Here is an 11,374-nt window from a genome sequence, read left to right as displayed (position 1 = left end):
TTATTTACTTGATTCGCCAAAGACCTGAATATTGAAATTACGAATCTTGTTGCTACCATTCGGCTTATCAAAACTCACATCATACTGAACCAGATTCTCCGGATAGGCAATTTCATAACTGACCTTATATTGTCCAGGCTGATTGGTTACTTCTTCGATCTCTTTGGTCATTAAAGTCTTAGACTTGTATTCACCTTGAGGAATTGAACGTGAAAAGCGTTTCATCAGCTTTTCATTATCCTTAAACTGGGTTTGCAACTGCGGTTCTAACTGATCCAGAAATTCCTCATATTTCCCGTCACGCAAATCCTCATAAGCCAGCTGTGCCGCCTTTTCCTGTTCAGGACTCGGATTCGGAATATTGTCCATTGAATTACAGCCAGTCAATGCAACCGCTGCTGCCAACAACATTAATTTGGTTTTCATCGCTTACCCTTATGCAGTCAAGGTTTATAAAAAAGGACGCCGAAGCGCCCTTTTTATCAGTAAAAAACTTATTCTTCTACTGAATTTTCACCATCTTTTGCAACTTGCTCAGTTTCAGCTGCTACATCTGTTTCTGCTACTAAAGATTCTGCACCTTCAATCGCTTCAACAAACTCATCTTCTTCAACCGCTTCGATTGAAACGACACCAACCAGCAATTCCTCATTACCTAGGCGGATCAGACGAACACCCTGTGCGTTACGACCGGTTTGCGCCACTTCAGATGCACGGGTACGAACCAGCGTACCGCCATCAGAGATTAGCATCAGTTCTTTAGAAGCATCGATGGCAACAGCGCCCACCAATTGACCGTTACGTTCAGAGGTCTTGATCGCAATCACGCCCTTACCGCCACGTTTCTTGGTCGGGAAATCGTCTACTGGAGTACGTTTACCATAACCATTTTCAGATGCACACAGTACTTCGCCAGTTTCAGGTACTACCACCAGTGACACAATACGGCTAATCAATGCTGAATCTGAACCATCTTCGTCATCAGACTCGATCTCAGTTTCATCATTTTCTTCTAGCTGTGCAGCTGCACCAATAGTCACGCGCATACCACGTACACCTTTGGCAGAACGGCCCATTGAACGTACATCAGTCTCTGCGAAGCGAATGGCTTTACCTTCGTTCGAGAACAACATGATTTGCTGTTCGCCATCAGTAATCGCTACACCAATCAAGGTATCATCGCCATTCAGCTCAATCGCACGTAAACCGTTTGAACGAACATTTGAGAACTGTTCAAGCTCTACACGTTTAATCGTACCGTATTCAGTCGCCATAAACACATAGAAGTTTTTACGTACCGCTTCAGCCTGCTGAGCAAAGTCATTGATAATGTCATCATCAAGGTCTGTTGCAGAAAGCTCCAAGCCCAACTGTTTCAATTGAATACGCAATGCATCAGAAATATCATCCGCACCATCTTCAGATTCAGTCAGGGCAGCTTCAAGCTCGGCAAAATGAGCATTGATCACTTCATTGGCTTGCAACTGCGCTGCATTGGCTTTTACAAATGCCTTGAAGTCAGCCAGACGTTCTTTAAATTTCTTCGGCGCGTCAATGACAGGCAAGATCGCAGTAATGGTCTCGTTTTCATCCAGTGGCAGCAAATTCACCATTGGGCGGCCTTTGGCACCACGTGATGCTTGCGGCACTTCATACACTTTCAGACGATAGACCTTACCAACGTTGGTAAAACAAAGTACTGTCGCATGACTTGAAGTCACAATCAGATGTTGAATGTAATCATCTTCTTTCATGCTAGTCGCAGACTTACCACGACCACCACGACGCTGTGCAGCGTAGTCAGACAATGGTTGAGTTTTTGCATAACCTGATTTCGATACCGTCAGAACCATTTGCTCTTCAGGAATCAGATCTTCACGAGAGAAATCGATACGTGACTCGACAATCGATGTTTTACGTGCATCGCCATACTGCTGAAGAATTAATGCCAATTCTTCACGAATCACGTTCATCAACAGATTAAAGTCATTCAAAATTGCAGTCAGTTCAGCGATTTGTGACAGGATTTCACTATATTCAGCATGTAACTTGTCTTGTTCCAGACCGGTTAAACGGTGCAAGCGAAGTTCCATAATCGCATTCACCTGGGTCGGTGACAGACGATAAATCTCGCCATCCAAACCAAAGGGGCGACTTGGGTCTTCACCTTCAATCTCATCCGGACGCACAGAAACCGAACCGGCTTTTTCTAGCAATGCCAAAACACCGCCACCAGCCCATTCACCTGCCTGCAAACGCTCACGCGCTTCAGCCGGATTCGCAGAACTCTTGATGGTTTCGATGATGGCATCAATATTCGCCAGAGCAACGGTTAAACCTTCCAAGATATGACCGCGTTCACGCGCTTTGCGTAATTCGAACATGGTACGACGCGTGACCACTTCCTGACGGTGACGGATAAACGCTGCAATGATGTCTTTCAGATTCATCAATTTTGGTTGGCCATTGTCCAGGCAAACCATATTGATGCTGAAAGAGTTTTCAAGTTGTGTGTTCTGGAACAGGTTGTTCACGATCACTTCGGCGTTTTCACCGCGCTTCAGGTCAATCGCGATACGCATACCGTCTTTGTCAGACTCGTCACGAAGCTCTGAAATGCCTTCGAGTTTTTTCTCTTTGACCAGTTCAGCAATACGCTCAATGGTTTTTGCTTTATTGACCTGATATGGAATTTCAGTAAATACGATGGTGGTACGGCCATTTTTCGGATCTTCTTCGAAATGGTACTTACCACGGATATGCAAACGACCCTTACCGGTACGGTAAGCATCGACAATGCCTGATTTACCGTAAATAATACCGCCTGTCGGGAAATCCGGACCAGAAATATGTTCCATCAATCCTTCGATGCTGATCTGAGGATCATTAGCATAGGCCAGACACGCATTCACAACTTCAGTCATATTATGCGGCGCCATATTGGTCGCCATACCGACTGCGATACCAGTGACACCATTAATCAACAAGTTCGGTACACGGGTTGGCATGACTTGAGGAATACGCTCAGAGCCATCGTAGTTGTCTTCCCACTCGACGGTATCTTTTTCAAGATCCGCTAACAGTTCGTGGGTCAGTTTACGCATACGCACTTCAGTATAACGCATGGCTGCTGCGCTATCGCCATCGACCGAACCGAAGTTACCTTGACCATCAACCAATTGGTAACGCAAGCTGAAATCTTGCGCCATACGTACAATGGTTTCGTATACGGCAGAATCACCATGCGGGTGATATTTACCGATCACGTCACCGACTACACGTGCAGACTTTTTATAAGCTTTGTTATAGTCATTGCCTAATTCGTGCATTGCGAAAAGCACACGACGATGAACAGGTTTTAAACCATCTCGTACATCGGGCAATGCACGTGACACAATCACGCTCATCGCATAATCGAGATATGAGCTTTTAAGTTCATCCTCAATGGCAATCGGTCTAATTTCCGATACGCTCATGCATACTCCTTATTCTACAAGCCAGTTTTGGCTTGTATTTATATGTCGTAAAACTAGCAAAATCATTAACTCAAACGACTGAGTTAAAAACTAAAATACAGCCCTAAATTATAGCATAAACACTTGTATTTTTGTGTCGAAATATTCAGCTTAACCTTGTTAATTATCTTCATTTTAGTGATCATTTTCTTGTTATTTCAAAACCGAAAACCAGCACATCCAGACAGGATTTTTCCATACCCAAAATTTTGAGAAATACAGGAGTACAAAAACAAAATGCGCCAATCAACTGGCGCATCTTCATCGTTTTTTCTATATTTTTATTGTGCCTGGTTCAGTACTTTACGATAGCTCAGCACAGCCACAATCAATAAAACTGGCAATAACATCTCCACCCCTTCCTCAATAGTCATAATCATGATTTGTGTATGCGGCACCAACTGGATGCCAAATTCATCTTTCAGGGTTGAAGTCGTGCGATCGAGCACCTTGCTTAGTCCGCCACAGGCAATGGTAAGGAAGATAAAAAAATGTGCAATATTCAAAGAATCTTTCATGCTTCGTATGGTTTGAACCAATTTTTTCGCCAATATCAGAAAGACAAAAATAATCCCGAGCAATAAAATAAATCCGAGCAGCTTATCCATGAGCGGAATTTCAGCACTACGATAGAAATTCGTTTTGATAAAGCTAATTTCAAACACCTGCTTATGAAAATCCATTTCCCGTAATCCCAACAATATCGCTGCTATAGCCGTAAACACTCGGGTATTGGGCTTGATTTCAACATTAAGCAAACACAGCACTGCCAGCAAGTACCATAACCATGGACTCATGACTTCAAAAGCGCCTGATTCACTAAATAAATACTGAGTCACCGCAGGCGGTGCATTCAGGGCAGTATGAATACAAATACCCAGATAAAGCGCAATCAGCAGAAAACTAATGAACAGGATATGGGCGGCTTTGGAAAAGGACATGATTAAAAACAGGAGAAAAAGCAAACCGGGATTTTATCACTTTTCATGCAAATGAAATACTCTAGTTTCGACTGCCGGGTATTTTTAAAATTTTTGCATAAAAAAAACGCCCTTGGACAAAACAGTAAAGCATTGCTTTCACTGCTTGCACAAGAGCGTATTTTGAACCCGATTCAGAAATTAGATTTTAGAAACCAATTCTGGAATTACAGTGTTCAGGTCACCGACTAACCAGTAGTCAGCGACTGCATTGATTGGCGCTTCTTCATCTTTGTTGATCGCAACGATCACTTTAGATTCTTTCATACCAGCCAAATGCTGAATCGCACCAGAGATACCTACAGCGATGTACAGGTCAGGTGCAACGATTTTACCAGTTTGACCCACTTGCATATCGTTTGGTACGAAGCCAGCATCTACCGCAGCACGTGATGCACCTTGAGCAGCACCAAGCTTGTCGGCCAATGGATCAAGGATCTTGTGATAGTTCTCACCAGAACCTACACCACGACCACCAGAAACCACAATACGCGCAGCTGTCAGTTCAGGACGTTCAGATTTTACGATTTCTTCGTTGATAAACTTAGAAATACCCGCATCACCCGTAGACGCAGCAGCTTCAACAGCAGCAGAACCGCCCTCAGCAGCTACAGCATCAAATGCTGTACCACGAACAGTCGCCAATACGATGTTTTCGCCTGATTCTACAGTTGCAATTGCGTTACCTGCATAGATCGGACGTTTGAAAGTCTTAGGACCATCTACCGCAATGATGTCAGTGATCATGCTTACGTCAAGAAGCGCAGCTGCACGTGGTAAAATATTTTTACCAGTTGTTGTAGAAGCAGCAAGGATATGTGTATAGCCTTTACCTAATTCAGCAACAAGTTTAGCCACGTTTTCAGCCAATTGGTTTGCATAAGCAGCGTCATCAGCAAGCAATACTTTGCTTACGCCCGCAACTTTAGCCGCTTGGTCAGCAACTACCTGAGCGCCAGAACCAGCAACCAATACAGTGATATCACCACCGATTTTTTGCGCTGCAGCAACAACGTTTAAAGTAGCAGCGTTTAATGCTTTGTTGTCGTGCTCAGCGATAACTAAAATACTCATGATTTTTATCCTTCTGTATTAGATCACTTTCGCTTCGTTTTTCAATTTTTCTACAAGCTCGTCTACAGACTTCACTTGTACGCCAGCTTTACGCTCTGCAGGTGATTCAACTTTCACTGTTTTCAGTTTAGTTGCAGGGTTTACACCGAAATCTGCAGGTGACTTGGTATCCAGCGGTTTTTTACGCGCTTTCATGATGTTTGGAAGTGCCGCATAACGAGGCTCGTTCAAACGCAAGTCCGTGGTAATGATTGCTGGAAGTTTCAGCTCAACAGTTTGTAAACCGCCGTCTACTTCACGTGTTACTTGTACTTTATCGCCATCTACTTTTACTTCAGAAGCGAATGTACCTTGACCTGCACCCATTAGAGCGCCAAGCATCTGACCAACCTGATTCGAGTCATCATCAATTGCTTGCTTACCCAGAAGGATCAATTGTGGTTGTTCAGCGTCAACAACGCCTTTCAGAATTTTAGCGATTTCCAGCGCACCCAGTTGGCTGTCATCAGCTTCAACCAGAATACCGCGGTCAGCACCAAGCGCCATTGCAGAACGAATCTGTTCTTGGGCTTCTTTAGGACCAATAGAAACAACAATGATTTCTGAAACAGTTCCTTTTTCTTTTAAACGAACCGCTTCTTCCACTGCGATTTCACAGAATGGATTAATTGACATTTTAACGTTAGTTAAGTCAACACCACTGTTGTCCGGTTTAACACGAACTTTAACGTTGGCATCAACCACACGTTTTACAGCAACAAGAGCCTTCATGTAATCCTCGGCTGTTTTAGCAAATGTAAATGTTGAGAAAAGTTAGTGTAACTCTTCACTTAAATTTTTTTAGGTGCCCTATCTTGCAATGTGTACGGCATTTCGGTCAAGTCACAATTCAACAAAGAGGTGTAAAAATGCGTAATTTTCCCTGAACGATGCGTTCACAATTAATTGTTATCGTTTTATTACAATGAAATGTATCAATATTTACTTAAAATTTAACCATTGATTTATATTATTTTTTTATCTGATTAATCACATCAGAAGTTTTGATTGATCACATTTAATTTAAATTGATTTAAAGCAGCTTGAAGCAAAACAGCCGGAATATACGTATGTCAGCTTTTGTCATTTTGGACAGAACTCTTTTTGAGAGCGAATTAAACCTAATATAAAGACAAATTGACCAAATAATAAACCAGCGCATTGAATTCTACGCCGACAAAGTGAATATTTAATTTCAAATCTTCGCAATTATAAAAAAAGCATACTGCGAACAGTATGCTTCTTTGCAACCAGATTAATTGATGATGAGCCAGCTTGCAGCAAGTGCCAGTAAACCACCAGAAGTTCCATCCACCCATTTTTGTTTACGTTCATCCATTTGGGTTTTTTGGCTGATTTTGCTGAACAAAATACTTAAGCTACAATACACTACAAAAATCAGACTGATAAAAATAAAGGACAGGATCAAACCTTGGCTGACAGTATTGGCGGATTTATCAATAAACTGCGGCAAAATCGCAAAATAAATCAACATGCCTTTTGGATTTAACAGCGCAGTAAAAAAACCTTTTTTAATCGGATTGGCTGAGGTCTTTTTCTCAATGTTCAGCGCTTTTTTACTGAATACCGATTTGAGCAAATTAAAGGCCAAATACAACAGATACGCAATCCCAAGCCAGCGAATTGTTTCAAACAGCACCGGAAAAGAGATAATAATAGCCGCAATTCCGAGTGCCACCAGAATAGAATGCACCAGATAACCGCAACACACCCCTAAGGTTGCCATCATGCCTGCTTTTGCATCTTTACCCATCACTTGAGACAGGATAAATAACATATCGGGTCCAGGCGTAAAAATCAGGGGAAGCACGGTCAGTGCAAAGAGTACAAATACAGACATTTCCTTTTCCTTTCAAACTCCAGAAAGTGAAACAAGTATCTGCGATTTTTTACAAAATTGGCTTTCAATTTATTTTATAATAAGTATTATTTTTCGAATATTATTCTAATTTATGAAAATATCCACCAAGTCTGTGCGGGTAAAACTTGATCGAATTGATAAAAATATCATTCGACATTTACAGGCCAATGGCCGTATTCAGAATAATGATCTGGCACGTGAAATCGGACTTTCACCTTCATCCTGTTTACGCCGGGTAAAATTACTGGAAGATGCAGGCGTGATTCAGAATTACACGACTATTGTCGACCAACAAAAAATTGGTTTTCAGCTGATTTTATTTTCACGCATCTGGTTAGTCGGTCAGGATGCCGAAACCATTGATACCTTTATTGAGGCGATGAAAGAACTGCCTCAGGTGATGGAGTGCTACATTATTTTGGGAGAGAGCGATGCCATGTTGAAAGTCGTGGTGCCTGATCTGGAAAGTTATCGCAAATTCCAGTCCACACATCTAACTAAAAAAAATGGTATTACCAGTGTCAAAACGGATTTACCCAGCCAGATTATTAAACAGAGTTTCCAGCTGCCTTTAGAAGATTTATAGGCAAACTGATTTTAGACAACGACGCTATGTTCTTAATTTAAGATTTGCATAATGGTAGCTTGCTTAAACCATAACCTGTGCTGCAAGCGCATAGATTACAAGTTCTCCTATAAGAAAAGGTTGCCTATAGAAGACAACCTTTTCCTCTTGAGCAAAGCCAAATCACAGGACTGAATCTTATTTTTATGTTATGTGGATGCTTCAGAATTTACTCAGTTTCTTGTGCTAAAAAATCACGATGTACATGGCTTAAATCTACCAGCTCATAGTCTGCCAATTCAAAAATTTGCCAAATTGCAATCGCATCTTCTTTTAAATCGACTGCCTGGGTCGCACGATTCGACAATTGCCATTGCAAATCAGAAATCCATAAATAGTATTGCCTAGTCGCCGCATTAAAGGCCTGAACTTTTCCATCGGCATTAATCCCTTGAATGATGGCGCCTTCAGGTAAGGTCGCTTCAAGATTGGGTAAGCTAATGTCCACAAAATGCTTGATTTGTCGCAAACCATAACCTGCAAACATTTCTTTTTGAGCTTCACTTAACTGTGCATATTTTTGCTCTATATCTGCAATTACCAGTGTGTCCATGTCACCTCCCATCGGTCAAATACTGAGATGTTACTCAGCAATATTCATTTTAAATATTAAATACTATTTATTGTTATACCTGAAATGGCGCATTTAACGAATAAGACAATAGTGAAATGCTTACCCGAACGCCAGTGTTCAGTTCAATTCCATTTTAAGGTTTATATATGAAAGTTTTGTGCCAAAAATACGATTTTCATGATTTTTATTCTTTAACACTTGTCACATGATCAATCTTCTTTATGCTGCGCACGCGGATGGGCCTGATCATAAATCTGGGCTAGATGATCAAAATCGACATGAGTATAAATTTGCGTGGTGGTTAAATTACTGTGTCCCAGCATTTCCTGCACCGCGCGTAAGTCCCGGCTATTCGACAACATATGACTCGCAAAACAATGTCTTAATAAATGTGGATGTAAATCTACATTCACGCCTGCGCGCTGCGCCTGAAACTTGACCCGATTTTCAATTTGTCTTGCACCGAGCGGATTGCCTTTCTGGGTAATAAATACATTCGCCTCCGGCACAAAATCACCATTCCATAAGGGATAGACTTGCAACCAGGCCATCACGCTGTCTTTGGCCTTGGAGCCAAAAGGCACAATCCGGGTTTTATTGCCTTTACCAGTAATGCGTAATAACTGCCGGTTGAAATCAATATCTTTAATTCTCAGGCTTTGCAGTTCTGCCAGACGCAACCCACTCGAATAAAGCAATTCCAAAATCGCTTTGTCCCGGAGCCACATTTGCTGCTGTATTTCATTTTCGGGCGCAGGCTGATCAATAATCTGGTTGACTGTTTCAATATCGACCATGCCCGGCAAAGGGCGCGATTGACGTTTTAACTGAAAATCATCCGCCGGATTAAAAGCCATATGCTGAGCCTGCTCGGCCCATTTCATAAACTGACGAATAGCCGAAAGCATACGTTGCAGGCTGCTAGGACTGAGCTGATGCTGTTCCACTTTTTCAGCCAGAAACTGGCGTAAATCGGTGGCTTCTACATCGTTTAAATTGAGCTGCTCACGCTGGCAAAACTCTAAAAAATCTGAGACATCACGTTCATAGGCTTGCAAGGTATGTTTGGACTGGTTTTGAATTTCACGTTCTTTCAGCCACATGTTAAGCAAGAGTTGAGGTGGGACAATCACTGCTTGCTCCATTTAGAGTTGCTCCAAATAATCTTGAATCAGCATTGCAACCTGATTTGCATGAGAATTGGCAAAGAAATGATCTCCACCTTGGATAATATGCAATTTTGCATTTTTAAAAATTCCTGCCAAGTATTGTCCAAGCTGAACAGTACTTAAAGGATCATGATCGCCCCAGATCAGTAAGATCGGAATGTCAAGACTTTCAAGCTGAATGCGGCTAAATTCAGTTTGGTCTTGTACAAACCAGTCCGGTGCTGTTTTAAAATGTTCATGATAATCTGTTCGCCAGTCTGCACAATGAAATGATTGCAAATTCAGGCCACCAGATGTCGCCAACAATACCAGTCCTTTGACTTTCTGTGGATGCTTAAGTACCAACCCAACGGCCAATACACCACCCATAGACTGGGCAATCAGAATGGAATCATCCTCTATCTGCTTTTCCACGAATTCTTGCAAATCATGCAGATTTTGAATGGCCAAATTTGGTGCTACGCCATCAAAGCTTGGATAGGCAATGACTTGCTGATCTGGATATTCGGTTAATGCTGCCTTTAATGGCTGCCAAAAGTGCTGGCTTCCTGAAGCACCCGGCAGGAACACAAGCTTATTCATCTCGGTCAAATTCTACGGTTTTTTCCCATCCTAGCATAAAAAAAGCACCATCGAAGACAGTGCTTTTTTCTCAAGCGGAACCAAGCTTAACCCTGGAAATAACGTAAATCCAGACGTCCTTCATATACGGTCGCCGTTGGTCCGGTCATCCAGACCACATCACCTTCTTTCCATTCAATTTGCAGCTTGCCGCCTGCCAGTTCAACTTCGACTTTACTCGACAGCAGACCACGACGCATACCTGAAATTGCGGCAGCACAGGCACCTGTACCACAAGCTAAGGTCTCGCCTACACCACGCTCGTACACACGTAAACGTGCATGTTTTTCATCAATAATCTGCATAAAGCCAGCATTGACTCGTGCCGGGAAGCGCGCATGTGATTCAACTTGTGGACCAATACGTGCGACATCGGCAGCAATCACATCCGGTACGATTGTCACCGCATGTGGATTCCCCATATTGACCACATCAATGGTCAGCTTTTCACCGCCAGCAAGATCGATGTCATACAGGCTCTCCGGCGCATCAGCTACAAATGGAATTTCCTGAGGCAAAAATTTTGGATAGCCCATATTGACGCGTACCCAACCATTCGCACCCAATTCCGGCTCTACAATACCAGATTTGGTTTGTACCTTGATTTTGGTTTTGGTCGTGAGCTGACGATCATGTACAAATTTGGCAAAACAGCGCACGCCATTGCCACATTGTTCCACTTCTGAACCATCGGCATTAAAAATCCGATATTTAAAGTCTGCACTTGGGACATCGGGTGGCTCAACCACCAAGAGTTGATCAAAACCAATGCCAAAGTTACGATTGGCCAAACGCTGAATGGTCAAAGTGTCTAAATAAGCACGCTGGCTGATCAGATCAACCACCATAAAGTCATTGCCCAGACCATGCATCTTGGTAAATTCTAATAACATCC

At 42.4% G+C, this 11,374-nt stretch carries 11 protein-coding genes; 1 reads left to right on the top strand and 10 read right to left on the bottom strand.

The window, feature by feature from the left end:
* The 6 genes from PYW33_RS04380 to PYW33_RS04355 all read right to left on the bottom strand — a co-directional run bounded on the left by PYW33_RS04380 (nucleotide 1) and on the right by PYW33_RS04355 (nucleotide 7,469).
* Nucleotides 1–426: a hypothetical protein gene (locus tag PYW33_RS04380; RefSeq protein WP_004645706.1), complete on the bottom strand. Its 426-nt coding sequence runs from the start codon at nucleotides 424–426 to the stop codon at nucleotides 1–3.
* Nucleotides 427–494: 68 nt separating this feature from the next.
* Nucleotides 495–3,476: a DNA gyrase subunit A gene (gene gyrA, locus PYW33_RS04375; protein ID WP_004645707.1), complete on the bottom strand. Its 2,982-nt coding sequence runs from the start codon at nucleotides 3,474–3,476 to the stop codon at nucleotides 495–497.
* Nucleotides 3,477–3,796: 320 nt separating this feature from the next.
* Complete coding sequence (locus PYW33_RS04370; RefSeq protein ID WP_004645708.1) at nucleotides 3,797–4,456, bottom strand: hypothetical protein; 660 nt, start codon at nucleotides 4,454–4,456, stop codon at nucleotides 3,797–3,799.
* A 180-nt stretch (nucleotides 4,457–4,636) separates the two neighbouring features.
* A complete protein-coding gene (locus PYW33_RS04365) occupies nucleotides 4,637–5,569 on the bottom strand; it encodes an FAD-binding protein (protein WP_004645709.1) in 933 nt (310 codons plus the stop codon).
* A gap of 18 nt (nucleotides 5,570–5,587) precedes the next feature.
* Nucleotides 5,588–6,340 carry an electron transfer flavoprotein subunit beta/FixA family protein gene (locus PYW33_RS04360; protein WP_004280496.1) on the bottom strand — a complete coding sequence of 251 codons (753 nt, stop codon included), beginning with the start codon at nucleotides 6,338–6,340 and terminating at the stop codon, nucleotides 5,588–5,590.
* Between the two features lie 523 nt (nucleotides 6,341–6,863).
* Entirely contained in the window at nucleotides 6,864–7,469 is a 606-nt protein-coding gene (locus PYW33_RS04355) for a LysE family translocator (RefSeq protein ID WP_004645711.1), read from the bottom strand.
* Between the two features lie 112 nt (nucleotides 7,470–7,581).
* Here PYW33_RS04355 and PYW33_RS04350 point away from each other — a divergent pair, with 112 nt between their 5' ends.
* Complete coding sequence (locus tag PYW33_RS04350) at nucleotides 7,582–8,076, top strand: Lrp/AsnC family transcriptional regulator (RefSeq protein WP_004645712.1); 495 nt, start codon at nucleotides 7,582–7,584, stop codon at nucleotides 8,074–8,076.
* Between the two features lie 208 nt (nucleotides 8,077–8,284).
* Here the strand turns inward: PYW33_RS04350 and PYW33_RS04345 are convergent, their stop codons facing one another.
* The 4 genes from PYW33_RS04345 to dapF form a co-directional block, all read right to left on the bottom strand.
* Complete coding sequence (locus PYW33_RS04345; protein WP_004645713.1) at nucleotides 8,285–8,668, bottom strand: hypothetical protein; 384 nt, start codon at nucleotides 8,666–8,668, stop codon at nucleotides 8,285–8,287.
* Nucleotides 8,669–8,898: 230 nt separating this feature from the next.
* Nucleotides 8,899–9,834, bottom strand: coding sequence for a site-specific tyrosine recombinase/integron integrase (gene xerA, locus PYW33_RS04340; RefSeq protein ID WP_004645714.1), 936 nt, complete (start codon nucleotides 9,832–9,834; stop codon nucleotides 8,899–8,901).
* Nucleotides 9,835–10,440 (bottom strand): alpha/beta fold hydrolase, encoded by a 606-nt coding sequence (locus PYW33_RS04335; protein ID WP_004645715.1) that lies wholly within the window; start codon nucleotides 10,438–10,440, stop codon nucleotides 9,835–9,837. It abuts the gene before it with no gap.
* Nucleotides 10,441–10,526: 86 nt separating this feature from the next.
* Nucleotides 10,527–11,372 (bottom strand): diaminopimelate epimerase, encoded by an 846-nt coding sequence (dapF, locus tag PYW33_RS04330; protein ID WP_004645716.1) that lies wholly within the window; start codon nucleotides 11,370–11,372, stop codon nucleotides 10,527–10,529.
* Nucleotides 11,373–11,374: the final 2 nt, after the last annotated feature.

Origin of the sequence: Acinetobacter lwoffii (genome assembly GCF_029024105.1) — a bacterium.
GTDB classification, from domain to species: domain Bacteria; phylum Pseudomonadota; class Gammaproteobacteria; order Pseudomonadales; family Moraxellaceae; genus Acinetobacter; species Acinetobacter lwoffii.
Note: the sequence above shows the minus strand (reverse complement) of the source record. Positions and strands in the feature narration are given on the sequence as shown.

Excerpts from the sequence above, each read along its gene's own strand:
- PYW33_RS04350 (WP_004645712.1), top strand. The coding sequence starts at position 7,582 with ATGAAAATATCCACCAAGTCTGTGCGGGTAAAACTTGATCGAATTGAT.
- xerA (WP_004645714.1), bottom strand. The coding sequence starts at position 9,834 with ATGGAGCAAGCAGTGATTGTCCCACCTCAACTCTTGCTTAACATGTGG.
- PYW33_RS04380 (WP_004645706.1), bottom strand. The coding sequence starts at position 426 with ATGAAAACCAAATTAATGTTGTTGGCAGCAGCGGTTGCATTGACTGGC.
- PYW33_RS04355 (WP_004645711.1), bottom strand. The coding sequence starts at position 7,469 with ATGTCTGTATTTGTACTCTTTGCACTGACCGTGCTTCCCCTGATTTTT.
- dapF (WP_004645716.1), bottom strand. The coding sequence starts at position 11,372 with ATGTTATTAGAATTTACCAAGATGCATGGTCTGGGCAATGACTTTATG.
- PYW33_RS04335 (WP_004645715.1), bottom strand. The coding sequence starts at position 10,440 with ATGAATAAGCTTGTGTTCCTGCCGGGTGCTTCAGGAAGCCAGCACTTT.
- PYW33_RS04365 (WP_004645709.1), bottom strand. The coding sequence starts at position 5,569 with ATGAGTATTTTAGTTATCGCTGAGCACGACAACAAAGCATTAAACGCT.
- PYW33_RS04360 (WP_004280496.1), bottom strand. The coding sequence starts at position 6,340 with ATGAAGGCTCTTGTTGCTGTAAAACGTGTGGTTGATGCCAACGTTAAA.
- gyrA (WP_004645707.1), bottom strand. The coding sequence starts at position 3,476 with ATGAGCGTATCGGAAATTAGACCGATTGCCATTGAGGATGAACTTAAA.
- PYW33_RS04345 (WP_004645713.1), bottom strand. The coding sequence starts at position 8,668 with ATGGACACACTGGTAATTGCAGATATAGAGCAAAAATATGCACAGTTA.
- PYW33_RS04370 (WP_004645708.1), bottom strand. The coding sequence starts at position 4,456 with ATGTCCTTTTCCAAAGCCGCCCATATCCTGTTCATTAGTTTTCTGCTG.